Annotated in this window: 22 protein-coding genes; 17 read left to right on the forward strand and 5 right to left on the reverse strand. The window is 35.5% G+C overall.

Annotated features, from left to right (window positions below; translation table 11 throughout):
• Nucleotides 1-5: 5 nt before the first annotated feature.
• From GO593_RS06825 to GO593_RS06840, 4 genes are all read right to left on the reverse strand, one after another.
• Nucleotides 6-728 (reverse strand): FKBP-type peptidyl-prolyl cis-trans isomerase, encoded by a 723-nt coding sequence (locus GO593_RS06825; protein WP_000030405.1) that lies wholly within the window; start codon nucleotides 726-728, stop codon nucleotides 6-8.
• 192 nt (nucleotides 729-920) lie between these two features.
• Nucleotides 921-3107 (reverse strand): polysaccharide biosynthesis tyrosine autokinase, encoded by a 2187-nt coding sequence (locus tag GO593_RS06830; RefSeq protein WP_001075976.1) that lies wholly within the window; start codon nucleotides 3105-3107, stop codon nucleotides 921-923.
• Nucleotides 3108-3126: 19 nt separating this feature from the next.
• Nucleotides 3127-3555, reverse strand: coding sequence for a low molecular weight protein-tyrosine-phosphatase (locus GO593_RS06835; RefSeq protein ID WP_001165994.1), 429 nt, complete (start codon nucleotides 3553-3555; stop codon nucleotides 3127-3129).
• A gap of 4 nt (nucleotides 3556-3559) precedes the next feature.
• On the reverse strand, nucleotides 3560-4660 hold the full coding sequence (locus GO593_RS06840; RefSeq protein WP_000872595.1) for a polysaccharide biosynthesis/export family protein: 1101 nt from the start codon (nucleotides 4658-4660) through the stop codon (nucleotides 3560-3562).
• Nucleotides 4661-5020: 360 nt separating this feature from the next.
• Between GO593_RS06840 and tviB the strand changes: the two genes are divergently transcribed.
• The 16 genes from tviB to galE all read left to right on the forward strand — a co-directional run bounded on the left by tviB (nucleotide 5021) and on the right by galE (nucleotide 22008).
• Nucleotides 5021-6316: a Vi polysaccharide biosynthesis UDP-N-acetylglucosamine C-6 dehydrogenase TviB gene (tviB, locus tag GO593_RS06845; RefSeq protein WP_001175092.1), complete on the forward strand. Its 1296-nt coding sequence runs from the start codon at nucleotides 5021-5023 to the stop codon at nucleotides 6314-6316.
• Between the two features lie 30 nt (nucleotides 6317-6346).
• Nucleotides 6347-7297 (forward strand): Gfo/Idh/MocA family protein, encoded by a 951-nt coding sequence (locus GO593_RS06850; RefSeq protein ID WP_000712681.1) that lies wholly within the window; start codon nucleotides 6347-6349, stop codon nucleotides 7295-7297.
• Complete coding sequence (gene wbpD / locus GO593_RS06855; protein ID WP_000011808.1) at nucleotides 7294-7872, forward strand: UDP-2-acetamido-3-amino-2,3-dideoxy-D-glucuronate N-acetyltransferase; 579 nt, start codon at nucleotides 7294-7296, stop codon at nucleotides 7870-7872. The genes GO593_RS06850 and wbpD overlap by 4 nt, the downstream gene beginning before the upstream one ends.
• 1 nt (nucleotide 7873) lies before the next feature.
• The gene (locus tag GO593_RS06860; RefSeq protein ID WP_000564784.1) at nucleotides 7874-8953 is read left to right on the forward strand and encodes a DegT/DnrJ/EryC1/StrS family aminotransferase; all 1080 of its coding nucleotides are present in this window, start codon (nucleotides 7874-7876) and stop codon (nucleotides 8951-8953) included.
• 34 nt (nucleotides 8954-8987) lie between these two features.
• On the forward strand, nucleotides 8988-10340 hold the full coding sequence (locus tag GO593_RS06865) for a lipopolysaccharide biosynthesis protein (protein WP_001238749.1): 1353 nt from the start codon (nucleotides 8988-8990) through the stop codon (nucleotides 10338-10340).
• Entirely contained in the window at nucleotides 10337-10903 is a 567-nt protein-coding gene (locus GO593_RS06870; protein ID WP_000728108.1) for an acyltransferase, read from the forward strand. Before GO593_RS06865 ends, GO593_RS06870 begins: the two co-directional genes overlap by 4 nt.
• A 176-nt stretch (nucleotides 10904-11079) precedes the next feature.
• Complete coding sequence (locus GO593_RS06875) at nucleotides 11080-12243, forward strand: glycosyltransferase (RefSeq protein ID WP_000690116.1); 1164 nt, start codon at nucleotides 11080-11082, stop codon at nucleotides 12241-12243.
• Between the two features lie 91 nt (nucleotides 12244-12334).
• Nucleotides 12335-13426, forward strand: a complete 1092-nt coding sequence (locus tag GO593_RS06880; protein WP_000697420.1) for a glycosyltransferase — start codon at nucleotides 12335-12337, stop codon at nucleotides 13424-13426.
• 82 nt (nucleotides 13427-13508) lie between these two features.
• Nucleotides 13509-14549, forward strand: a complete 1041-nt coding sequence (locus GO593_RS06885) for an EpsG family protein (RefSeq protein WP_000053677.1) — start codon at nucleotides 13509-13511, stop codon at nucleotides 14547-14549.
• Nucleotides 14550-14552: 3 nt separating this feature from the next.
• A complete protein-coding gene (locus GO593_RS06890; protein ID WP_000697210.1) occupies nucleotides 14553-15587 on the forward strand; it encodes a glycosyltransferase family 4 protein in 1035 nt (344 codons plus the stop codon).
• Nucleotides 15588-15593: 6 nt separating this feature from the next.
• Nucleotides 15594-16421, forward strand: a complete 828-nt coding sequence (locus tag GO593_RS06895; protein ID WP_000493225.1) for a glycosyltransferase — start codon at nucleotides 15594-15596, stop codon at nucleotides 16419-16421.
• Between the two features lie 12 nt (nucleotides 16422-16433).
• On the forward strand, nucleotides 16434-17054 hold the full coding sequence (locus tag GO593_RS06900; protein ID WP_000826956.1) for a sugar transferase: 621 nt from the start codon (nucleotides 16434-16436) through the stop codon (nucleotides 17052-17054).
• Nucleotides 17055-17078: 24 nt separating this feature from the next.
• Nucleotides 17079-17954 carry a UTP--glucose-1-phosphate uridylyltransferase GalU gene (gene galU, locus GO593_RS06905; RefSeq protein WP_000591441.1) on the forward strand — a complete coding sequence of 292 codons (876 nt, stop codon included), beginning with the start codon at nucleotides 17079-17081 and terminating at the stop codon, nucleotides 17952-17954.
• A 115-nt stretch (nucleotides 17955-18069) separates the two neighbouring features.
• On the forward strand, nucleotides 18070-19332 hold the full coding sequence (locus GO593_RS06910) for a nucleotide sugar dehydrogenase (protein ID WP_000686128.1): 1263 nt from the start codon (nucleotides 18070-18072) through the stop codon (nucleotides 19330-19332).
• On the forward strand, nucleotides 19329-20999 hold the full coding sequence (pgi, locus tag GO593_RS06915) for a glucose-6-phosphate isomerase (protein WP_000045496.1): 1671 nt from the start codon (nucleotides 19329-19331) through the stop codon (nucleotides 20997-20999). The genes GO593_RS06910 and pgi overlap by 4 nt, the downstream gene beginning before the upstream one ends.
• The gene (gene galE / locus GO593_RS06920) at nucleotides 20992-22008 is read left to right on the forward strand and encodes a UDP-glucose 4-epimerase GalE (RefSeq protein WP_001062908.1); all 1017 of its coding nucleotides are present in this window, start codon (nucleotides 20992-20994) and stop codon (nucleotides 22006-22008) included. The genes pgi and galE overlap by 8 nt, the downstream gene beginning before the upstream one ends.
• Before the next feature lie 43 nt (nucleotides 22009-22051).
• On the opposite strand, the gene GO593_RS06925 is transcribed toward galE, so the two are convergent.
• The gene (locus GO593_RS06925) at nucleotides 22052-23422 is read right to left on the reverse strand and encodes a phosphohexomutase domain-containing protein (RefSeq protein WP_000209960.1); all 1371 of its coding nucleotides are present in this window, start codon (nucleotides 23420-23422) and stop codon (nucleotides 22052-22054) included.
• 366 nt (nucleotides 23423-23788) lie between these two features.
• Here GO593_RS06925 and lldP point away from each other — a divergent pair, with 366 nt between their 5' ends.
• Nucleotides 23789-25456 (forward strand): L-lactate permease, encoded by a 1668-nt coding sequence (gene lldP / locus GO593_RS06930; protein WP_171056823.1) that lies wholly within the window; start codon nucleotides 23789-23791, stop codon nucleotides 25454-25456.

Raw genomic sequence — 25456 nt, forward strand, 5'->3', positions numbered from 1 at the left:
TGTTATTATTTCACTGAAATGAGTTCTACATCAAAAATCAGTGTACTGTTTGCTGGAATTCCAGGAAGCTCTTGTGGGCCATATGCAAGATTTGATGGTATAAAGAAAGTCGCTTTTCCACCTTCTTTCATGAGTTGAAGACCTTCAGTCCAACCCGGAATGACCTGATTAAGCGGGAATTCTACTGGTTGACCACGCTTATAAGAACTATCGAAAACCTGTCCATTAATTAAGCGGCCTTCATAATGTACTTTAACAATAGACTGAGCAGTTGGCTGTTTACCAGTACCTTCTTTAGTAATGATATATTGCAAACCTGATACAGTAGTTTTTACACCAGCTTTCGTTTTATTTTCTGCAAGGAACTGTGCATCTGCAGAGTCAGTAGCTGTACCTGCTTGCTCAGGTTTGTCTTGATGCTGCATTTTTTGTTGTAACTCTTTTTCATAAGCAGCAACGGCAGCTTTTAAATCTTCTTGAGTATAAGCGCTAGGCTGCTTATTACGCGCATCATGGATCCCTTGAACAAATGCTTTGGTATCCAGCTCAGGAGGGGTTTGTTGAGCAACTTCATACCCAAGAACATAACTGATTTTTTGAATTGGAGAAGCATTTTTGTCTGCTTTACGTCCGACTTCTGTGGTCGGATGTTGAGTTGCATAATATACAGGTACAAGTGCAGCACCGCCTAAAACTACAGCGACAGCAATGGGTAAGGCTTTACTCATAAAGGGTTCCAAAAATAATCATTTGAGTCTAAAAGGCTGCTTCGATCTTAGCATGCTTCGACTTAAGCATAGAATGTTTAACAAAAAAAACGAGTGGTTTTTTATATATTTTAGTTAGTTTTAATGTGGCAAAACTTAAAAAGCAAATAAAAAACCGGATCATTTGATCCGGTTTTTTATGAAGAGTTTTAATTAGTCTTCTTTTTGTGCCTTATAGGCATAAGCATAGTTATAGCCATAACCATAGCCAGCGCTAGCACGTTGAATATCATTGAGAATAAAGCCGTTGACTTTAACACCCGCCTGTTCAAAACGATTAACAGTTAGTTCAAGCTCTTTCATTTGTGACTTGGCGTAGCGTGCAACAATTAAGTTCACACCAGTATATTGCGAAATAATAATACCATCGGTTACTGCAAGCACTGGTGGAGTATCAATAATGATGTGGTCGTATTGGCTTTGTAGCTGCTCAAGTAATTCCTTAAATTGGTTTGAGCTTAAGATCTCTGAAGGGTTTGTTGGGCTCTTACCACGAGTGATCACATCAAGATTGGCTACCTGAGTTTTGTGCAATACTTTTTGTAAATCAGCTTGTCCACTTAAAAGTTCTGATAGACCTGGTTTCACATCAACATCGAAATATTTGTGCATATAACCACGGCGCATATCGGCATCGATCAATAGTACTCGTTTATTACCTTGCGCGAAAATAGTTGCCAAGTTAGTTGAAATAAACGATTTACCCACTTCAGGAGAAGGACCAGCAATCATAATGATATTATTTTTTGCATTTGCTAATGCAAAGTGAATAGCTGTACGGATACTGCGTAAGCTTTCAATGGCAATATCATCACTGTTTTTAACCGCAAGAATAGGAATGCTCTTCTTCTTCTTTAAAATCTTGATACGGCTTTCTTGAATTGGAGAACGAGGAACGGTTGCATAAACCGGTAAATCCATTTCATTTTCAATTTGACCAGAGTCTTTAATACCTGTACGTAACATATTACGTAATAAGGCTATTAGAGCTCCAATAAAGCCACCCACAAATACCGATAAAATAAGGACTAACAACTTTTTCGGTTTAATTGGTTCAACTGGCTCAACTGCAGTGTCAACAATACGTACATTACCAATTTCACCAGCTTTGGCAATACGAAGTTGTTGGTATGAGTTTAAAAGGGCTGTATAGAGTTGTGTCTTAACTTCAACTTCACGATAAAGCTGTAAATATTGGCGTTGAACATCCGGTAATTGTTTTAAAGTACTATTGAGCTCACCAATTTGCTTATTAATCGCAGCGAGCTGGCCATTAATTTCACGCATTGCTGGATGTTCAGCTGTATATTTAGCTGCCATTTCAGCTTGTTTCTGCTCAAGCTCTGCTTTTTTAGTTTCCAAAGTAATACTTTGGGTTAAATAAAGCTCAGACTCTTTAGTCACATCAACGGTATTATACTGTTGACGGAATTTATTAAATTGACGTTCTGCATCATCTAGCTGTTTTTTCAGATCAGGTAGTTGTTCATCTAAAAATTTTAAGGTTTGAGCAGACTCTGCTGAACGGCGCTCAATATTTTGTGCACTATAGGTCGCTAAAATCGCATTGAGAACTTTGGTAATATGCTCTTTGTCTTGACCTTGATAGTTAAGACCTAACACTCCTGTAAGCTTGCCGCGTTCTGCTACTGAATAATTTGTGCTAAGTGCATTTACAGCAGCTGGTATTGATTGACTTTTAATATTATAGGTCGCGTCAAATTGATCTTTCGTAAAGATAGCAACTTTCCATAAACCATGAGGACCAGCAACGTGATTAGCTTGGTTTAATGGAACAGTTAAGATGACTTCTTCAGTATCTGGATCTGTTAAACGTAAAGACTGTTTATCAAAATTAAGAAGTAAGTTTCTGTCAAGATAGTAAGCTGGAACTTCAAATTCACGTACTTCAAAACTTTTTAAGTCATCTTTAAATAAAACTGATTTCTTAGTGTATTCAGTTTTATAGTCAGTATCACTTAATAAGCGATGGGTAAGTGTATTTTCAGTGCTAGAGACCTGTATATTTAGATGTAAGTCCTTAATGACCGTGCCTAAAACCAAACGAGATTTTAAAATTTCTATTTCTGCTTGAGCTGGTGATTTTTGCTCAATCATTTGTGAGAGATCACCTAAAAGTGCAGCAGAAGCCCCTTTACTGTCCTCAACCTGAACTAAAGCATCTACCGAATAGGTATCTGGCGTTACACGTAAATAGAGTAGGGCACATACAACGCTTAAAATAACGCATAGAGCAATGAGTTTCCACTGAGCAATCAGTGAAAAAAACAATTCTTTTAAGTCAATTGTATCTTCGGTATTAGTATTCTGTTGGTTCATATGCTTAAAAATCTATACGTTAAATATAAGGTTTCCAGTCAGCCACGCATTGCTGAATGAGCTGGCAAGTTTCATCAAATACAGCTTGCTCATGCTGGTAGGGATCGGGCACATTTTTATTTTGCCAATGACCTAAACGGAAAGTTTTTCCTTTTGCAAAGGGCCAAGTTTGTTCAATATGCTTTTGTTGGTTACTGCTCATCACTAGAATAAGATCAGCTTTTTTGATGAGCTCGGCATTGAGCTTTCTCGCAATATGAGGCTGCATATCAATGCCTAAACGCTGCATACAGAGCTGCGCCTTTTCATCGGCTTGATGCCCAATCAACCCCGAAATACCCGCAGATTCAATATTGAGTTGAGGATATTGCTGTTTTAATAAATATTCTGCCATAGGGCTACGGCAAATATTCCCAATACAAACCACCAAAATATTTTTAATTTGCATAAAATTATTGTCCCAAACGGTCTATGTTATATAAAGCATTTGAGAACGGGATAATCTGATTAACCACACGTTGCCAACGTGTCAAGCCAGTCGCATCAATATAAACAATATCATTACTACGTAGTCTAAATTGATTGGCTAAGCCGAAATCACCGAGACTCATTAAATTTAAATGATAAATTTCAGTAACATGATCATTTGGATTAGTCCGTACAACATATATACGGCTTGCACTTGCAGAGTTTGGATTAATGCCCAAACTTTCACCCAAAGCATCAGTTAAAGTCATGCCTTGATCACGCATTGGTAAAGCTTGATTTTTACCTGACTCACCCATCACATAAATTTTTTGGTTCTCACGTGTGCTTACATAAATAGTATCGTTTGGCTGAACCAGAAGTTTATGAAGTGAATAGCCTGCTTTCTCTAAATCAATCGTATTTAGGTTATAAGTTCGGCCATTCCGAATCAGTTGAATATAAGTGTTATCACCTGTCGTAGTGACGCCACCTGCCATACCTAATGCAGTATAAATACTCACCGGTTGATCGCTTAGGTAAAATTGGCCACCTTTGGTAACACTACCTTGAACAGAGAAGCGCTGCCCTTCATATGAAAGCACGCGAACAATAACATCAGGATTTTTTAAAAAGCGGGCGAGTTGGTTGTGTAACTCACGGTTGACTTGAGCAAGTGTTTTACCAGCAGCTTTGTAGCGTCCAACCAACGGAAACTGAATATAACCACTCTGATCGATTGGGTAGCCATTGGCTTGAATAGATTGTTCGCTGCTAATACCATTAACTGGAGGAGTAATTTCTGGATATGCCCAAAGCTGAATAGAAAGAATATCGCCAGGGCTTAAACGATAAATAGACTGCTGCGTTTTAAATAATGATGCGTAGTCGCGTTGATAGTCAATTTGAGCAGGCTGAATTGCCGGTAATGTTTCTTGAGAAATTTTAACTACATTAACTGTAGTTCCGAGGTCCGTTTTATAAACACCCTCACTAGGAATATCATAAGTTTGTAAACCGGAAGTAACCGCACAGCTGGCAGCACTTAAGCTTAAAGCAAGAACAGAGAAAAACTGGCAATACTTCACACGCGACCCTTTGTGTATTTATCTTTAATTGATATTTTCTACTGCGTATTAACAAGTGTCTATTAAACGCAGGATGCACAGATTCTAGCTGAAAAGAAATCAAAAAACATCGAAAAATCGTAGTGCTTTGTATGTTTAGTTTATCCGAACGGCTATTTTTCCGTTGAAAAAGTTTAACACTAAATATGAAAAACATTTCAAAAAAATTAAACCGTCTTATTAGTAAATGCTGTAAACACTTTTATACAATTGCATTACGGAGAATAAAAAAAAACTGCTATAGTTACGCTCGACTATATCCAGTTAACATGCAACATATATTTAATAGATACAATCTTGTAAGGAAAAAGGCTAACTTTTATGCAACTTGCCGATTTAAGAATAGCGATTATAGGTTTAGGATATGTAGGCTTGCCATTGGCAGTTGAGTTTGGCAAAAAAGGGCCAGTAATTGGATTCGATATTAATCAAAATCGTATTGATGAATTAAAGAGTGGAAAAGACCATACTTTAGAAGTTTCTCCAGAAGAGCTTCAAAAAGCAGAACAATTAAGTTTTAGTGCAAACTTAGATGATTTAAAAACGAGTAATTTTTTTATTGTAACAGTTCCTACACCTGTGGACCAAGTTAACCGACCAGATTTAACCCCTTTAAAAAAGGCAAGTGAGACAGTTGGTCAAGCTCTAAAAAAGGGCGATATTGTTGTTTATGAATCAACGGTATATCCAGGTGCTACTGAAGAAGTATGTATTCCAATATTGGAAAAAGTATCGGGACTTAAATTTAATCAGGACTTTTTTGCAGGATATAGTCCTGAGCGTATTAACCCGGGAGATAAGGTTAATACACTAACCAAAATTAAAAAAATTACGAGTGGTAGCACACCAGAAGTAGCTAATACGGTGGATGCAGTGTATGCCAGCATTATTACTGCAGGTACTCATAAAGCTTCTAGTATTAAAGTCGCAGAAGCAGCAAAAGTTATTGAGAATACTCAGCGTGATTTAAATATTGCTTTGGTTAATGAGCTATCGGTAATTTTTGACCGTATTGGTATTGATACCTTAGATGTGTTGGAAGCAGCGGGTAGTAAGTGGAACTTCTTACCTTTCCGTCCTGGTCTGGTAGGTGGACACTGTATCGGTGTTGACCCTTACTACTTGACCCATAAAGCAGAAGAGGTAGGTTATCATCCGCAGGTAATTCTTGCTGGTCGTCGTATTAATGACAATATGGCGCGCTATGTTGCTCGTAATACGATTAAACTAATGCTTCAAAATGGTATTGATGTACCGCGCTCAAAAGTAGGGGTATTAGGTGTCACATTTAAAGAAAACTGTCCTGATATTCGTAATAGTAAAGTAGCCGATTTAATTAAAGAGCTCGAATTTTGGGGTGCACAGGTTGTGGTTGCAGACCCTTGGGCTGATGCAGAAGAAGTTAAGCATGAATATGGTGTTGAGCTTGGTACCGTGAATGCTCAAAATCCAGTTGATAGTTTGATTGTCGCAGTAGGCCATAGTGAGTTCCGTTCTCTTTCTGCCAGTGAATTACGTAGCTACGTAAAAGCTGAAAAACCAGTTTTAGCTGATGTGAAGAGTCTTTTTGACCGTACACAAATGTCAGATGTTGGTTTTACTGTATTCCGTCTCTAATTTTATTTATATTAAATTGAAGTTTTAAACATGAAAAAATTTGCATTAATTGGTGCTGCTGGTTATATCGCACCGCGTCACTTAAAAGCAATTAAAGAAACTGGTAATACTTTAGCGGTTGCGATGGACGTAAATGACTCTGTTGGGATTATGGATAGTCATTTTCCTGAGGCTGAGTTTTTTACAGAATTTGAAGAATTTGAAGCATATGTAGAAGATCAAAAGTTAAAAGGTGAAAAGCTAGACTATGTAGCAATTTGCTCACCTAATTATTTACATGCGCCACATATGAAATATGCTTTAAAAAATGGTATAGACGTTATTTGTGAAAAGCCATTAGTTTTGAATTCAGAAGACTTAAATATGCTAGCTGAATATGAAAAGCAATATGGTGCGAAAGTAAACTCGATTCTACAACTACGCTTACACCCGTCTATTATTGCACTGCGTGATAAAGTTCAAGCTGCCCCAGCCCATAAAGTATTTGATGTTGACCTTACCTATTTAACTTCTCGTGGTAAATGGTATTTAAAGTCATGGAAAGGCGTTGATAACAAATCTGGTGGTGTAGCGACAAATATTGGTGTGCACTTCTACGATATGTTGCATTTTATTTTTGGAAAAATTGTAAAAAATGAAGTGCATTATCGCGATGAGAAAACTGCATCTGGTTATTTAGAATATGAGCGTGCACGTGTACGTTGGTTCTTATCAATTGATGCTAATAATCTACCAGAAAATGCGGTGCAAGGTGAAAAATTAACTTACCGTAGCATTACTATTGAAAATGAAGAACTTGAATTCTCTGGTGGTTTTACCGATTTACATACTCAGAGCTATCAACGTGTATTAGAAGGTAAAGGCTACGGTGTTGAGGAGAACCGCGCGGCAATTGAAACGGTCGAGGTGATCCGAGTTTCTCCAATTATTGAAAATCCTGAAAATCCACATCCACTATTAGCAAAGGTGAAAAAAGCATGAGCTTTTATCAACATGAAACTGCGATAGTCGATAATGGTGCACAAATTGGTGACGGTTCGCGTATTTGGCATTTTGTTCATGTCTGTGGTGGGGCCAAAATTGGCAAGGGTGTTTCTTTAGGTCAAAACGTATTTGTTGGTAACCGAGTTGTAATTGGTGACCATTGTAAAGTCCAAAATAATGTATCGGTTTACGATAATGTTACTTTGGAAGAAGGGGTTTTTTGTGGCCCAAGCATGGTATTTACGAATGTTTATAACCCGCGTTCCCTCATTGAGCGTAAAGATCAATACCGAGACACCTTGGTGAAAAAGGGCGCTACGCTTGGTGCAAACTGTACCATTGTTTGTGGCATTACTATAGGTGCTTATGCTTTCGTTGGGGCGGGTGCAGTTGTTAATAAAGATGTTCCTGCTTATGCGCTGATGGTGGGTGTACCTGCTAAACAAATCGGTTGGATGAGTGAATTTGGTGAACAGCTTGATTTACCTTTGCAGGGACAAGCTCAGGCTATCTGTTCTCATACAGGAGCGGTTTATCAACTCGATGGAACAACACTAACAAAGCAAGGTTAATATGATTGACTTTATTGATTTAAAAGCACAACAAAATCGAATTAAAGATAAAATTAATGCTGGTATTCAAAATGTATTGACACATGGTCAATACATTTTAGGGCCGGAAGTAATTGAGTTAGAAGAAAAGCTAGCTTCGTATGTGGGTGCTAAGCACTGTATTACTTGTGCAAATGGCACAGATGCCCTGCAAATTGCACAAATGGCTTTCGGTATTGGGCCTGGTGATGAAGTGATTACACCAGGTTTTACTTATATTGCTACTGCTGAAACAGTTGCACTCTTAGGTGCAAAACCTGTATATGTTGATGTAAATCCGAAGACTTATAATTTAGATATTGAAAAATTAGAAGCTGCAATTACACCTCGAACTAAGGCTATTATTCCTGTGAGTTTATATGGCCAATGTGCAGACTTTGATGCAATCAATGCAATTGCTAAAAAGTATAGTATCCCTGTAATTGAAGATGCTGCCCAAAGCTTTGGGGCCACATATAAAGGTCGTAAAAGCTGTAACCTAAGTACAGTTGCTTGTACGAGTTTCTTCCCAAGTAAACCATTAGGTTGTTATGGTGATGGTGGCGCTATTTTTACCAATGATGATGAACTAGCTAAAGTGATTCGTCAGATTGCACGTCATGGACAAGATAAGCGTTATCACCATATCCGTGTTGGTGTGAACAGCCGCTTAGATACCTTGCAGGCAGCAATTTTATTACCAAAATTAGAAATTTTGGATGATGAAATGCAAGCACGTCAAAGAGTAGCGGAAGTTTATAACCGACTATTTAACGATGTAGGGATTCATACTACGCCGTATATTGAATCGTATAATACCAGTGCATGGGCTCAATATACGATTCAGGTTGATAACCGTGCAGAAGTACAAGAGAAATTAAAAGCTCAAGGTATTCCAACAGCAGTGCATTATCCAATACCACTTAATAAGCAACCTGCTGTAGCGGATAGTGACATTCATCTCCCTATTGGAGATGCGATTGCGGAGAAAGTAATGAGCTTACCTATGCATCCCTACTTAGTTATTGATGATCAATTAAAAATTGTTAAGGCTTTTGGTTGATTAAGCTGTGAAAAGCCTTTTTGAAAAGATTAATATGAGGTTAAATGCTCAGGGAGGCTTTTTAAAAGCCGTGTCAGTCCTAGTCGGAGGTACAGCTTTTGCTCAAGGTTTGGCTATAATAGCTTTGCCTTTTATAACACGATTATATAGTCCTAGTGATTTTTCTATATTTGCTGTTTATGCATCTATATTAGGTATTGTGACAGTAGCTAGCTGTTTGCGTTTTGAAATTGCTATACCAATTCCTTCTGAAGATGAGGAAGCAGCAATATTAGTTATATTGGCATTAATTAGTAATCTTGCTATCAGTATATTAACTGGACTTTTAATTTGGGTATTTCATGTAGAAATTATTTCTTTATTAAAAAAACCTAATTTTAATCATATAATTTGGTTAATCCCTTTGGGCGTTTTTTTTTCAGGAATATATACAGCGCTTCAATATTGGGCTACCCGAAAGAAAAATTTTACTGTAATTGCTAGAACAAGAGTTGTACAGTCGATAAGTGGGGTAGCTACACAAATAATATTGGGGTTTTGGGGTACAGCAGCTTTGGGGCTAGCTCTCGGTCAAATTATTAAGGTTTCCTTCGGGATCGGAAAGTTAGCTAAGAACTTTTGGAAGGAATCAGAAGTTTTTATAAGAAATATAACAATTATAAAATTGTATAATGTTTTTAAAAAAAATGATCAATTCCCTAAATATTCAACTCTTGATTCTTTAGCTAACTCTGCAGGAGCTCAACTTCCTATAATTATTATTGCTACACTTGCTTTAGGTTCTGAAGCTGGTTATTTAATGATAGCAATGCAAGTATTGGCGGTGCCTATTCAGTTAATTGGCGGGGCAGTTTCGCAAGTATATTTAGCTCATGCCCCTGCGGCTGTGCAAGAAAAAACTATTGCTCATTACACTACAAATATATTGGAAAATTTATTTAAATATGGTGTAAGTAGTTTAATTTTTATAGGTCTAGTTAGCCCCATCTTGGCTAAATATATATTTGGCTACGAATGGGAAAAGGTCGGTTTAATTATAAGCTGGATGATACCGTGGTTTGCTTTCCAACTAATAGCTTCACCTATATCAATGATTATGCATATTGTTGGTCGTCAGAAACAAATGCTTTTATTGACTCTAACAGGTTTTATATTACGTATAGGTATATTATATGGACAGTTCTATTTAAATCCTACCTATTTATTAGAGGCATATGCAATCTCAGGAGGGATATTTTATGGAATTTGTTATATCGTTTTTTCTAATTCTGCTGGCCTTGAAGTTAAAGATCATATTCTATTGGTTAAGAAAGTTGGTTTCTTATTAATATTTATAACTTCATTGGGCGTAATGGTGAATATAACTTTAAGAGTGTTGGGTCTATGAAAAAAAAACTTCGGAAACTAATCTATTTTATATTGCCTTGTATTCGTCTATTTTTAAATTTGTTTTTTAAAAGAAAATACTTAGAAGGACGCTTTTTTTCTAAAAGTTTAAGTGGTTATGTTTGGGCTGTAAGATCTATTTGGGTGAAAAATATACTGAGATTAAGCAAGCCTACCCCTTTTCCTACGGCTTTAACTTGTTCGATTTCAAATCCTTATAACATTCACTTTCATCCAGATGATTTAAATAATTTTCAATCACCTGGAACGTATTTTCAAAATTTTAGTGCTCACATATATATTGGTAAAGGTTCTTATATTGCTCCAAATGTTGGAATAATTACTTCAAATCATGATCTTGCTGATTTGGAAAGCCATACAGAAGGCAAAGATGTAGTTATTGGTGACAAATGTTGGATAGGCATGAATAGTGTAATTTTGCCAGGTGTTGTTTTAGGTAATGGAACAATAGTTGCTGCTGGAGCAGTCGTAACAAAAAGTTTTAAACAGGGTAATATCGTAATTGCTGGAGTGCCTGCAAAAATTATTAAGGAGATTAAGTAATAGTAAAGTTATAATAATATTAGGTATAAGATATCAATTTATTATGGCTTTATTTAGATGAATGGTTGGATTGAGTTTCTCAAGTTGATTTTAAATGTTTATTTAAAGCTGAACTATCTAAAAATTTTTATATGTTTTTTTAGATAGTGAATTTAACTATTTTTTAAGGTTACTATATGAAAATTGGATTGACAAAATTTAATTATCCGGAAATTAGATGTGTTACAACTTCGCAGGAAAATGACTATATAAATTTAAAAAAATATAATATTTATTATTATTTTAATAATATACCAGTCATTAAGAATTATTTTCATCGTTTTTTGTTTAAACCTATTTCTGTAAAAAATGTAGATGTAATACATTCTTTTAATGATATTTGTTTAACAAATAATAAATGGGTGGTTACTTTCGAGACAATGTTACCACGGTTTTTGGATATTTTGAGTAATCATAAGAATTTGAATCCTGAATATATTTATAATGATGAAATAAATAAATATTTGGAAGTTGTTGCAAGGGATAATTGTTTAGGTGTTATTGCATTGTCAAAAAGCGCAAAAAAAATTCAATCAGATATTCTAAAAGCTTATCCAAAAGTAAGAGATAAGATTGAAAAAAAAATGTTCGTTTTGTACCCTCCTCAAAAAATATATACTACTCAACATGAGATTGAAGAAAAAGTCTTAAAACCATTAAAATTAATTTTCGTTGGAAATGATTTTTATTTAAAGGGTGGTGCAGAATGTATATTAGCGATTAATGAGTTACTTGAAGAGGGGATAATTTCTGAAAATGAAATTATGTTGACAGTTGTAGGAATTTTAAATCGGACCCATAATTATTCCTTTGGTATTTATCAAGATGATTCTGATTTTTCAAAAAATATTAATACCATAATTATGAACAGAAAAAATATTAAAATATATTCTAATGTGGACAATAATAAAGTAATTGAAATGATTAGAGAGCATCATATAGGCCTTTTACCGACATGGGCAGATACATTTGGATATTCTGTTTTAGAGTTCCAAGCTTGTGGTTGCCCTGTAATTTCAACGGATGTTAGAGCATTGTCGGAAATTAATAATAACGATATTGGTTGGTTAATTAATGTTGATAAAAATAAATATGGTGAGATTGTAGTTGATTCTTATTCAAAGAAAGACTTATGCAGAAGAACTATTATTGATCAGTTGAAGAAGCATATTCTCAGTGCATATGAAAATCCTAATGTTGTTATTAATAAAGGTGTTGAATCATTGAATCGTATTAAAAAAGAACATTCTATTGATTATTATAATGATAAAATTAAGAGTGTTTATACTATTGGTATTTAATATGTTATCTTGTTATTAATGTACCTAATAATGATGTCGTAGGTGCTAATATTTAGTTATAATATATAAGTTTAACTTTTCCGGTCTTTATATGAAAATTTTACATGCTGCTTATATGAAAGATGCTTCCTCAGGTATTGTTAATCAAATGTATTGGGAACAAGAGGCTGCTAAAGAGCTTGGGATTTCTTGGAAATCCATTTTATTTGTACAAAATCCTAATGGATTTCATAATAATGAAATTGTTACAGTATGTAATGATATTATGGGGGGAGAGTTAAAAAAATGGTTTAAAGCGAAAAAGTCTTATTATTCTTGGCTAGAAGGGATTATGCAAGAGTATGATGTGCTTATAATTAGGCATAGTTTATGTGATCCATTTGAGCCATTCTTTATAAGAAAAATGATCAAACCTGTATATATTATGCATCATACTTTTGAAATAGATGAACTTTATTCATATAATTATGGAGTTAAAACTAAAATCAAAAGTTTGATGGAAATTTATTTTGGTAAAAAATCTATTTCTTATTCAAAAGGGATTGTTGCAGTAACTAAAGAAATTTTTCTATATGAAAATTCAAGAGTTAATGGGAAGTTTAAAAAAGAAATAGTTTATCCTAATGGAATTATAAGTCAACATGATATTATTTTAGATGACCGTAATGATAATATTCCAGAAATTGTTTTTATTGCTAGCTATTTTAATGGTTGGCATGGTTTAGATTTATTGCTTCACAATCTAAGTTCGATAAATGATGATTTTATATTGCATATAGTTGGCGATGTTAGTGTGGAGGATGAACTTTTAGCAAAGAAGGATAGTCGTGTCATCTTACATGGACATTTGAATAATATCGAAATTTCACAATTGATGTCAAAAATGTGGATTGGGCTAGCATCATTTGGTTTATTTAGAAAAGGAATGAAAGAAGCCTGTACATTAAAAGTAAGGGAATACTTAAATTATGGTTTGCCTATTTATTCTGGTCATAAGGATATATTTCCAGAGGAATTTGAATACTATAAATTTGGAGAACCAAAATTTGTTGATATCTTGTCTTTTGCCCATTTAATGAGAAAAGTCAGTAAATCTGAAGTAAAGCAAGCCGCAATAAAATTTATTGATAAGAAAATTCTTCTAAAAGAATTGTATGAACAACTTCTGGAAGAAAAGAGTTAAACCATGTAAAATTAATACATTCTTTATTTCGTCTAGTATAAAATGTAAGTTGTATTTGAAGTCTATTTCTTAAGGTGATAATGTGAGTTTAAAAATAAGAAAAGAGTTGCTCATTTTTTTAATTCTTTCCTCATTTTTATCATTACTTGTAGGATTTAGGGGGAATACTAATGATACAATTACATATTATATGATTTTTAAGAATATAGGATCCTATGATCTTACAAATTTTTCTCTTTTTTATAATGAAACAGGAGTAGAGATTGGTTGGGGGTTATATAGTAAAATTATTTCCTTGTTTTCAGATTCTCCTGTAGTTCTTTTTACCATTTTTTCTTTTTTTACTTTTTTTACTTTTTATAGAATATCTAGATTAGTAGAAATCAAATTTCTATATGTAATGTTGTATTATTTGCCCACTGGTTTCTTTATGATGCAACAGTTTATGCAAATTAGGCAAGGTTTTGCTATTCCATTGGTTATTTACGGTAGTGTTTTATATTTATCTGGTAAAAAATATATTTCATTGGTTTTTTTTATTTTGGCTATATTGTTTCATCAAAGTTCTTTAGCATTTATTCTTATTTTTATTTCTTATCTTTTCTTTAATAATTTTTTGAAAATAAATACTTCAGTTTTTAAATTTTTTATAATTAATATTTTGATTTTAGTTTTCGGATTTATTGTGGCAAGATTTATACTTTTAGACGCTGCTATGGATTATTTTCAAAGATTAGAGGCCTATTCTACTACTGATTATGCTGAAAGTGTTGGCTTTTTTTCACTTTCGAATATAAAATTTTATATAGAATTCTTTTTAATTTTTTTATTATTGAATAATAGGTTGTTATTAAATAAATTTATAGTTTTTTTTGTATTTATTTTTACAGTTGGTTTGTCATTACGCGTGGCTTTTTATGATTTTGGTATATTAAGTGGTAGACTATCAAATACATTTTTACTAATTGAAGTTTTTCTAATGCCTATGTTACTAAGTAGTAGATTAAATAAAATTTATTTGTATATATATTTTTTATTATACTTTTTAGTGATTTTTTATGTTACATGGACATTCCAAGCTTCAGAGTTTATAAAAAATAACTATTTCCTACCATTGAGTTAAGATATGAAAATTCTTTTTTTAATTAATTCTTTGAAGAGTAAATCTGGTTCTGAACGAGTTGCAGTTGAGCTGGCTAATAAAATGGCAGCAATAGGAAGCTATAATATTACTCTTTTGAATAGGGAATCTATAAAAGAAAATGCAGCTTACCCAATTGCAGATAATGTAGAAGTAATTGCTTTATCTGGCAGTTTATTTGAGTTTTATAAAAAGCTTAAAAAACAGATTTCTTCTAATAATTATGATGTTGTAGTTGTACATAATATGGGTAAATTATCCCTACTATGTGCTTTTGTTCCAAATATAAAGAAATTAGTAGTTTTGGAACATGTTTCTTTTATTAGTCGCCCTAAAAAAATACAAATTCTAAGTAAGTTCTTATATCGTAATATTGATCAAGTGGTAACACTAACCCAAAATGATAAAGAACAATTTGATAAGTTTCATTCAAATGTAATTGTCATTCCTAATTTTTCTCCCTTTTCTATCGCTTCGCAACCACAAAATAATAATAAACAAATTGTAACGATTGGCCGTTTAACTGATCAGAAAAACTATATTCATTTACTTCAAGCTTGGAAGAAAATATATCAATCTATTCCGGATTGGAAGCTTAATATTTATGGTGAAGGTGAGCATGAGGAGATGTTGCAAGATTATATTAAACAACATTCTCTTAAAAATGTGAGTTTGAAGGGTAGTACCTCAAATGTAAAAGAAGTTTATGAACAATCTAGCTTTTTTGTAATGTCATCCAAATATGAAGGTTTACCAATGGTGCTAATTGAGGCTCAGAGCTTCGGTTTACCTATTGTGTCATATAATTGTCCTTATGGTCCAAGTGATGTCATTCGCGATAGTAAAAACGGTTTTTTAGTTGAAGATCAAAATGTGGAAGAGTTAGCTGCAGCGATTTTAAAACTTGCTTTATCTCCTCAGCTATTAGAACAGTTTTCTCAAAGTTCATTGTTAAATTCCAAAAAATATCAGCCTGAACAGATTTTAAATATCTGGATTGAAAAGGTTTTAGAAGGATAAATTTTTATGTTTTCTGTATTAAGTTCTATTTATCATAAAGAACAACCGGAACATTTCAATACTTGTATGGAAAGCATTTGGGATAATCAAACTTTAAAACCTACAGAAATTGTTTTAATCGAAGATGGCCCTTTAACTCCTGAATTAGATCAAGTAATTGCTCAGTGGCAAAAAAAACTTGGGAATGTTTTACGAGTTACTAAACTTGAGAAAAATGTAGGTACAGGAAAGGCAAAAAATATTGGATTACAAGAATGTAATTATGACATTGTATCTATTGTTGATACAGATGATATTTATGTCCCTGAACGTTTTGAAAAACAGATTAAATTTTTACAACAAAATCCTGAAATTTCTATTGTTGGAGGACAAATTTTTGAATTTATTGAGGATATTGGAAATCCGGTAGGAATGCGTAAAGTTCCTCTATCAAATGAGGAGTTAAGAAATTATGCAAAAAAGCAAAGTCCGTTTAATAATATGACTATTACGTATCGAAAGTCACATATCCTTGAGGTTGGTGGTTATCAACATCATTTATGGATGGAAGACTATAACCTTTTTTTACGGGTGATTGCTAAAGGGTATAAAATTGAGAACTTACCAGATGTATTGGTCTATGCACGTATTGATAATGGTATGCATGGTCGCCGCAAAGGTTTACAATATATTAAAAGTGAAAAACAGTTACTAGATTTAAAAAAACAACTAAAGTTACAAAATCCTCTATATGCTAACATGCTGTTTCTGGTACGGTCTGCGTTTAGACTGTTACCAGCGAATTTATTAGGTACAATTTATAATACCTTTCTTCGTAAAGATATTAAAAAATGAGTGAATGAAAATATGAAGCGTTTAGTAGACATAGTCATTTCTTTAATAGCTTTAACTGTTCTGTCGCCAATATTTCTGATAGTTGCTTATAAAGTCCGTAAAAATTTAGGTTCACCAATATTCTTTTACCAAGAAAGACCTGGTAAGGACGGAAAATTATTTAAAATGATTAAGTTCCGTTCTATGAAAGATGCATTTGATGCTCAAGGAAATCCATTGCCAGATGAAGCTCGTATTACACCATTTGGTCAAAAATTGCGTTCAACTAGTCTGGATGAAATGCCGCAGCTCATTAATGTACTGAAAGGTGACATGAGCGTAGTGGGTCCGCGTCCAATGTTAAAAGACTTTGTTGCTTTATATTCACCCGAACAAGCTCGTCGTTTAGAAGTTCGCCCAGGAATGACGGGTTTAGCTCAGGTAAGTGGTCGTAATGAACTTGATTATGAAGAACGATTTAAGTGTGATGTATGGTATGTAGATAACCACAACATTTGGGTTGATTTCAAAATCATGTTTAAAACAGTCAAAGTGATGTTAAAACGTGAAGGAATCAATGCTCCAGGGCATGTTGGGCCATCTTTATTTAAAGGTAATGATACCCAAGAAAATATTGATTCTTCTGTTAAGTAAATTTTATATCTTGAAATCTTTCTTATGATTAAAAAAGCAGTTTTACCAGTAGCCGGTTTAGGTACACGTTTTCTACCCGCAAGTAAGTCTATTCCAAAGGAAATGGTTACCGTTGTTGATCGTCCTGCAATTGAATATGTAGTACGAGAAGCGGTAGAAGCTGGAATTGAGCAAATTATTTTGGTTACTCATTCATCGAAAGCATCAATTGAAAATTATTTTGATCGTAACTTTGAGTTGGAAACCACTCTAGAGCAAAAGAAAAAATTCGATTTACTTGCAGAGATTACTCAAATTGTGCCTGAGCATGTGAGTGTAGTAAGTGTTAGACAACCTCAGCCTTTAGGCCTAGGGCATGCTGTTTTATGTGCAAAGAGTGTTGTTGGTCAAGTTGATTTTGCAGTGCTATTACCAGATGTACTAGTGAAAGATAGCTCTGGAAAAAATGATCTATCTCGTATGATTGCTCGCTATAACTCAAGCCAAGCTGCTCAAATCATGGTTGAAGCAGTGCCAGACCATTTAGTGGATCAATATGGGATTGTGGATGTAAAACATAGTCCAAATGAAGGCGAAAGTATTGCTATGCAGGGTATTGTTGAAAAGCCTGCAGTAGGCTCTGCACCATCAAACTTATCTGTGGTTGGCCGCTATGTGTTACCTGCCAAGATTATGCAATTACTTGAGAACACGCCGAAAGGTGCGGGTAATGAAATTCAGTTAACTGATGCAATTGCAATGCTTCAAGAAACAGATACTGTTGAAGCTTATCGTATGCAAGGTCAAACGTTTGATTGTGGTAGTAAGATTGGCTATTTAAAAGCTGTACTACACTATGGAGTTGAACACCCTAAGTTAGGAAATGATTTTAAACAGTTAATTCAGGAACTTAAATTATAAAATTTTGTAGCTCTGCTTAACTATTTGTAAAAACGAATGAATATATGAGCAGAGCAATATATTCTCTTCCTGTAAAGGGAAGAGAATTTTATAGAATATTAAAATCAGGTGTACAATGAAAATCGCGGTATTTGGAACCACCTTACATGCTGGTGTAATGGCAGCATTATTAGCTGAATATGGCAATCAGATCTATTGGTGTACAAGTGTCACCTGTGAAGAAAACATTTCTATACTTTCTTATCAAGATCAAGAAGTTAATCATTATTTAAATAAACAGAGAAAAGCAGGTTTTTTAAAAGAAAGTCCTTTTTCTGAAATTCCTTTAGATATTGAAGTTTATTTATTTTGTTTTAGCCCAACACAAATCGAGCTTGCTTTAAAAACAGTTGAAAAGTTGAGCGAGCGTCCGATAGTTCATCCACGTTTAATGATCAATGGCTCTACTTTTGGTCTACATGGTACGGATCAATTAAAACAACATTTGCCAAAAGATGAGTGGGTTTATTTTCCTGATGTGATTCAAGAAGGAAATGCAATTAATAGTGTGCTGAATGTAAAGCATGTGATTGTTGGTGTTGAATCGAGCTATGCTCAAGACACTATGCAAGAGCTGTTACGTCCTTTTTTCCGTTTTAGCTATCAATATTTATTTATGCCAATTTTAGATGCTGAATTTACAAAGCTCAGCATTTCGGGAATGTTGGCAACCCGTATTAGCTACATGAATGATTTGGCAATGGTGGCCGAAAAACTCGGTATTGATATTGCTAATGTAAAACATGGTATTGCTGCAGATACACGTATTGGTGCAGCCTATTTGTCGGCAGGTGTTGGATTTGGTGGTGAAAACTTTTCACATGATATTTTAACGCTTTCGAGTACTGTATCTGGAACAGGGGCTAAAAGTCGGTTGCTAGAGCAAGTGTGGGCGATTAATGAGCAACAAAAAGAAATTTTATTCCGTAAATTATGGAATTATTATCACTGTGATTTGAGCGGTAAAACTGTTGCGATCTGGGGGGCTTCATTTAAGGAAAACACCTCTAGCACTCATAACTCACCTATTCATATTTTGTTAGCTGCATTATGGGCACAAGGGGTAAAAGTGCGTTTGCATGACCCACAAGCCTTAGATGAGATCGCAACAACTTATGGAGACCGTGAAGATCTGGTTTTATGTGCTGACCAATATGAAGCTGCACAGGGAGCTCATGCTTTATGCTTAGTGACAGCATGGAAACAATATTGGAGCCCTGATTTTAAACAGTTACAACAAGTAATGCAGCATCCTCTTATTTTGGATGGGCGTAATATTTACGATCCGGCATATGTGAAAGCAAAAGGTTTCGCTTATGAAGGAGTAGGTCGATTATGAGTAAATCTATCGAGAAGTTTCCTAAAGAGTTAGTCTCGCCTATAGCACAGCTTCATTCATTAGTTGAGAAGAATTCAAAATTACATATCAAAGAATTATTTGCAGCCGAGCAAGACCGCTTTCAAAACTATTCGGTAAAGTTCGATCAATTGGTTTTTGATTATAGTAAACACCGTATAACAAAAAGTGTTTTAGAACAATTGTTTGCTTTAGCAAAGACGAAACAATTAACTCACTGGATTGAGCGCTTATTTTCCCAAGACAAAGTCAACTGTACTGAGCAGCGTGCAGCTATGCACTGGGCTTTGCGTTTACCATCGGAATATTCTAAATTTCCTGAACTCACAAAACAGGTTCATACTCAATTACAGCGTATGTACGCTTTGGTTGAAAAAATCCATGCTGGGCAATACCGCGGTGCTACGGGTGAAGTGATTCAGGATGTCGTTAATATTGGTGTAGGTGGTTCCGATTTAGGGCCTCAAATGGTGACCCATGCACTATGCGATTTTAAAGTAAAAACTGCCAAACCACTTAATGTACACTTTGTTTCGACTATGGATGGTAGCCAGTTATCAGACTTACTCCATCAACTGCGTCCGGAAACAACTTTATTTATTATTTCTTCAAAGTCATTTGGTACTATTGATACCTTATCAAATGCACAAACAGTTCGTCAGTGGCTTGAAAAAGCTTTAGGAAAGCATGACCGCGTTGTAAAAAGTCACTTCATTGGTGTATCTACAAAAGCTGAAAAAATGACTGATTGGGGTATTGCTCCTGAAAATCAGTTGTTGCTTTGGGACTGGGTAGGTGGTCGTTATTCTCTTTGGTCTTGTATTGGTTTCCCTATAGCTCTGACGATTGGTATAGATGGCTTTCAACAGCTTTTAGCTGGCGCACATGCTGTCGATGAACACTTTCAAAATACAAGCTTTGAGCAAAATATACCGGTTCTCATGGCATTACTCGGTATCTGGAATAATAATTTTTTAAATATTCAAACCCATGCGGTATTACCTTATGACGGAAGATTAAAGTATTTTGCTGCCTATTTGCAGCAGCTTGAAATGGAGTCTAATGGTAAGTCAGTACAACGTGATGGCCAAAAAGTTGAATTAGATACTTGTCCGATTGTATGGGGTGAGGTTGGCCCAAATGCACAACATGCATTTTACCAGTTACTCCACCAAGGAACACAGGCAGTAAGCTGTGATTTCATAGCACCGATTCAACGCTATAATGCAGATCACTTTACGTATGTAGAGAATGCTGAGGCATTGTTTGAACAACATCACCTCGCATTATCAAATTGTTTGGCGCAATCACGTTTATTGGCTTTTGGCAATGAAGCTTTGGATTCAGCTGAATTAAAGAATTTACCAATTTATAAACAATATGAAGGTAATCAGCCAAGCTCGACATTACTTTTAAAAGAACTTAATCCATATAGTTTAGGAATGTTGATTGCCTTATATGAACATAAGGTATTTGTTCAGTCGGTAATTTGGAATATTAATCCGTTTGATCAATGGGGGGTTGAAAAAGGTAAGCAGATTGCTGATCAGTTACTTCCAATTTTAAACGGTGCTCAAAATGATCTTTCAACACTTGATGCTTCAACACGTGGTTTGATTAAAATTTTATTAGGAAAAGTCGATGGCTAAAATTTTAGTTACAGGTGGTGCAGGTTATATTGGTTCGCACACTTGTGTAGAGCTCTTAGAAGCAGGTCATGAAGTTATTGTATTTGATAATCTTTCAAATAGTTCAAAAGAATCTTTAAATAGAGTTCAAGAGATCACTCAAAAAGGTTTAACTTTTGTAGAGGGTGATATTCGGAATTCTGGTGAGCTTGACCGAGTGTTTCAAGAGCATGCAATTGATGCGGTTATTCATTTTGCAGGTTTAAAAGCAGTAGGTGAAAGCCAGGAAAAACCGCTTATTTATTTTGATAATAATATTGCAGGCAGTATTCAACTGGTGAAGTCAATGGAGAAAGCTGGTGTTTATACATTAGTATTTAGCTCCTCTGCGACCGTATATGATGAGGCAAATACCTCTCCGCTGAATGAAGAAATGCCAACAGGTATGCCAAGTAATAATTATGGATATACAAAACTAATTGTTGAGCAATTATTACAAAAACTTTCAGTAGCTGACTCTAAATGGTCTATTGCTTTACTACGTTATTTTAACCCTGTAGGTGCACATAAGAGTGGGCGTATTGGTGAAGACCCTCAAGGTATTCCAAATAATTTAATGCCTTATGTGACTCAAGTTGCTGTGGGTCGCCGTGAGAAACTATCTATTTATGGTAATGATTACGATACAATAGATGGTACAGGTGTGCGAGATTATATCCATGTTGTTGACTTGGCGAATGCACATTTATGTGCTTTAAATAACCGCTTACAGGCGCAAGGTTGCCGTGCATGGAATATTGGTACAGGTAATGGTTCATCTGTTTTACAAGTCAAAAATACCTTTGAACAAGTGAATGGTGTACCTGTTGCTTTTGAGTTCGCTCCACGTAGAGCAGGGGATGTTGCGACTTCTTTTGCGGACAATGCTCGCGCAGTTGCTGAGTTGGGTTGGAAACCTCAATATGGCTTAGAAGATATGCTTAAGGATAGCTGGAATTGGCAAAAGCAGAATCCTAATGGCTACAATTAAATTCGGATAAAAAAGGAGCGATTTGCTCCTTTTTTATTTTTAATTAGTTCTGAATTAATCCAGTCAACTCATCTACATAATATTGCATTGGCTGAGCTTGACTATCTGTACGGCTTTCAATATTAAGACGTAACAAAGGCTCAGTATTTGAAGCACGGACGTTAAAGCGCCATGTGCCAAAGTCGAGGCTTACCCCATCGGTACGGTCAATTTGTGGATTTTGATTCGCATAGAAGTCGAAAATCTTTTGAATCGTAGTTTGCGTATCGACTACTTTAAAGTTGATTTCACCACTACAAGGGAACTTGGCAATCATATTTTCAACGAGTGTTGAGAGAGATTGTCCTGTTTCAGAGAGTAGAGCAATGGTGAGTAACCAGGGAATCATACCACTGTCACAGTAAGCAAAATCACGGAAATAGTGGTGAGCACTCATTTCACCGCCATATACGGCATTGTGTTCACGCATAACATCTTTAATAAATGCATGCCCCGATTTTGACTGTACAGCAACACCTTTGTATTCGTCGACGATATCAAATGTGTTCCACACTAAACGTGGGTCATGCACAATTTTTTCGCCTGACTGTTTGATTAAGAAAGCTTGAGCCAATAGGCCAACAATATAGTAGCCCTCAATGAATTGTCCTTTTTCATCGAACAAGAAACAGCGGTCAAAGTCGCCGTCCCATGCAATACCCATATCTGCTTTATGCTCAAGAACAGCATTTCGGGTACTGTCACGGTTTTCAATTAAAATTGGGTTAGGGATGCCATTTGGGAAAGTACCATCTGCTTCATGATGAATTTTAATAAATTCAACCGGTACATTAAGCGCTTTAAATTTTTCTTCAATGGCATCAATCACATGACCAGCTGCACCATTACCCGCGTTTACCACTAACTTTAATGGACGGATTTTTGCAGGTTCAATATAAGTCAGTAGATGGTCAACGAACTCAGGCAAAATGTTATAGCTTTGCGTTGTACCTTTTTGGCTAACTTCTTCAAAGTTATTGGTCTCTGCTAAAGCCTGAATTTCTTTTAAACCAGTATCGGCACTAATTGGACGAGCATTTTCTCGAACCAATTTCATACCGTTATAGTCCATTGGGTTATGACTCGCAGTTACTTCTATACCACCTTGTACGTCTAAATGAAAAGCGGCAAAGTACACTTCTTCAGTACCCGTCATGCCTAAATCAAGCACATTCACACCCGCATCATTTAAACCGCGGATGGTCGCTTGTTTTAAAGCCTCACTGCTTAGACGAATATCACAACCTACAACCACAGTTTTTGGTTTATAGATTTGTCCGTAAGCGCGGCCAATTTTATAGGCGATTTCTTCATTCAATTCGGTGCCGAGTTTGCCTCGGATATCATAAGCTTTAAAACACGTTAAAGTAGTCATTATTCAATTCAATACATGTGGTTTGAGTTGTGTGCACATTATACATAGATCATCAAATTGGTACGTTTATAGTTTTTATATTCAAATTTTGCACTTCATTTCTGTAGGTCATATTTAAGTTTATAAGGAAGCTTTTTTACGACTTTAGTCGAATAAATAAATTAGAAATAGCTTGATTTTTCTTAGTTATATTGGTCATACCAATTATGGTAATTATTTAATCATTGATCTTACCAATAACTGTGTTTATGATGCGCATTGTGGTTTAAGGAAAAACATTTGCACTTAAATTTTAATTGGTCATACCAATTTGTGTTGAATGTTGAAATTTTAAGGTACAAAAATTCGCCCCGGCATTTCAAGGAGATGACAATGCTCAATATGTGGCAACAACTTTATGACCCTTTAAATAATATTTGGCTGTCTAGTGCGGTTGCATTAATCCCGATTATTTTCTTCTTTTTGGCCTTGGCTGTTTTTCGTTTAAAAGGCAGTATCGCGGGTACGGGCACAGTTATTATTGCATTACTGATTGCGCTATTTTTCTATCAAATGCCTGGTCAAATGGCCTTTGCGTCAATCATTTACGGTTTCTTCTACGGTCTATGGCCAATTTCATGGATCATTATCGGGGCAGTTTTTCTATACAAGATTTCGGTAAAAACAGGCCAGTTTGAGGTTATTCGCTCAAGCATTCTATCTATTACCGAAGACCAACGTCTGCAAATGTTACTCGTTGGTTTTGCATTTGGTACTTTCCTTGAAGGAGCTGCGGGCTTTGGTGCTCCTGTCGCAATTACCGCTGCACTACTTGTCGGTTTAGGGTTTAAGCCACTTTACGCTGCTGGTTTATGTTTAATTGTAAATACAGCGCCAGTGGCATTTGGTGCGATGGGTATTCCAATTATTGTGGCGGGGCAGGTTTCCGGTGTAGACACTATGGAAATTAGCCAGATGGTGGGTCGTCAGTTGCCATTTTTAACCATTATTGTGCTGTTCTGGATTATGGCGATTATGGATGGCTGGCGTGGTGTTAAGGAAACTTGGCCTGCGGTATTGGTCGGTGGTGGTGCTTTTGCGATTGCTCAGTATCTCACCTCTAACTTTATTGGCCCTGAGTTACCAGACATTACCGCAGCAATTGCTTCATTGGTCAGCCTGACGTTGTTATTCCGTGTTTGGAAACCAAAACATATTTTCCGTTTTGAACCTGAAGCAGGTCAGACTTTGACTCAGCAACCTACAACAGTTCAACGTTATAGCATTGGCAAAATTGCAAAGGCATGGTCTCCATTTGCTATTTTAACGGTAATGGTCACGATCTGGAGCGTTAAGCCATTTAAAGCATTATTTGCAAAAGATGGTGCTCTTGAACACTGGATTTTTAAACTTGAAGTGCCGTATTTACATAAATTGGTCGAGAAAATGCCGCCGATTGTGTCCGAGATAAAACCATACGAAGCAATTTATAAGTTTGACTGGTTCTCTGCAACAGGTACTGCAATTTTTATTGCTGCGATCATCACAGTTATTTTCTTAAAAAGGAAAGCAAGTGAGGCAGTAACAACCTTCGGTGAAACGCTCAATGAGTTAAAAACACCGATTTACTCGATTGGTATGGTGTTGGCATTTGCTTTTATTGCGAACTATTCAGGTTTATCTGCAACTTTGGCTTTGGCTCTATCGCATACGGGTCATGCGTTTACTTTCTTCTCGCCATTTTTGGGTTGGCTTGGTGTGTTCCTTACTGGTTCAGACACTTCTTCAAATGCTTTGTTCTCGGCATTACAGGCAACCACCGCTCAGCAAATTGGTATTCCGGAAGTGTTATTGGTCGCTGCGAATACCAGTGGTGGTGTGACAGGTAAAATGATTTCGCCACAGTCGATTGCGATTGCTTGTGCCGCAGTAGGCTTAGTTGGAAAAGAGTCTGACTTGTTCCGTTTCACGGTAAAACATAGCATCATATTCACTGTCTTTGTTGGCATCATTATCACGGTTCAGGCTTATCTGGTTCCGTGGATGATTCCATAA

It is taken from the genome of Acinetobacter baumannii (genome assembly GCF_009759685.1).
Lineage (GTDB): Bacteria > Pseudomonadota > Gammaproteobacteria > Pseudomonadales > Moraxellaceae > Acinetobacter > Acinetobacter baumannii.

Excerpts from the sequence above, each read along its gene's own strand:
- galE (WP_001062908.1), top strand. The coding sequence starts at position 20,992 with ATGGCTAAAATTTTAGTTACAGGTGGTGCAGGTTATATTGGTTCGCAC.
- GO593_RS06910 (WP_000686128.1), top strand. The coding sequence starts at position 18,070 with ATGAAAATCGCGGTATTTGGAACCACCTTACATGCTGGTGTAATGGCA.
- GO593_RS06825 (WP_000030405.1), bottom strand. The coding sequence starts at position 728 with ATGAGTAAAGCCTTACCCATTGCTGTCGCTGTAGTTTTAGGCGGTGCT.
- GO593_RS06830 (WP_001075976.1), bottom strand. The coding sequence starts at position 3,107 with ATGAACCAACAGAATACTAATACCGAAGATACAATTGACTTAAAAGAA.
- GO593_RS06880 (WP_000697420.1), top strand. The coding sequence starts at position 12,335 with ATGAAAATTTTACATGCTGCTTATATGAAAGATGCTTCCTCAGGTATT.
- GO593_RS06890 (WP_000697210.1), top strand. The coding sequence starts at position 14,553 with ATGAAAATTCTTTTTTTAATTAATTCTTTGAAGAGTAAATCTGGTTCT.
- pgi (WP_000045496.1), top strand. The coding sequence starts at position 19,329 with ATGAGTAAATCTATCGAGAAGTTTCCTAAAGAGTTAGTCTCGCCTATA.
- tviB (WP_001175092.1), top strand. The coding sequence starts at position 5,021 with ATGCAACTTGCCGATTTAAGAATAGCGATTATAGGTTTAGGATATGTA.
- GO593_RS06895 (WP_000493225.1), top strand. The coding sequence starts at position 15,594 with ATGTTTTCTGTATTAAGTTCTATTTATCATAAAGAACAACCGGAACAT.
- wbpD (WP_000011808.1), top strand. The coding sequence starts at position 7,294 with ATGAGCTTTTATCAACATGAAACTGCGATAGTCGATAATGGTGCACAA.
- GO593_RS06850 (WP_000712681.1), top strand. The coding sequence starts at position 6,347 with ATGAAAAAATTTGCATTAATTGGTGCTGCTGGTTATATCGCACCGCGT.
- GO593_RS06870 (WP_000728108.1), top strand. The coding sequence starts at position 10,337 with ATGAAAAAAAAACTTCGGAAACTAATCTATTTTATATTGCCTTGTATT.
- GO593_RS06925 (WP_000209960.1), bottom strand. The coding sequence starts at position 23,422 with ATGACTACTTTAACGTGTTTTAAAGCTTATGATATCCGAGGCAAACTC.
- lldP (WP_171056823.1), top strand. The coding sequence starts at position 23,789 with ATGACAATGCTCAATATGTGGCAACAACTTTATGACCCTTTAAATAAT.
- GO593_RS06900 (WP_000826956.1), top strand. The coding sequence starts at position 16,434 with ATGAAGCGTTTAGTAGACATAGTCATTTCTTTAATAGCTTTAACTGTT.
- galU (WP_000591441.1), top strand. The coding sequence starts at position 17,079 with ATGATTAAAAAAGCAGTTTTACCAGTAGCCGGTTTAGGTACACGTTTT.
- GO593_RS06865 (WP_001238749.1), top strand. The coding sequence starts at position 8,988 with ATGAGGTTAAATGCTCAGGGAGGCTTTTTAAAAGCCGTGTCAGTCCTA.
- GO593_RS06875 (WP_000690116.1), top strand. The coding sequence starts at position 11,080 with ATGAAAATTGGATTGACAAAATTTAATTATCCGGAAATTAGATGTGTT.
- GO593_RS06860 (WP_000564784.1), top strand. The coding sequence starts at position 7,874 with ATGATTGACTTTATTGATTTAAAAGCACAACAAAATCGAATTAAAGAT.
- GO593_RS06835 (WP_001165994.1), bottom strand. The coding sequence starts at position 3,555 with ATGCAAATTAAAAATATTTTGGTGGTTTGTATTGGGAATATTTGCCGT.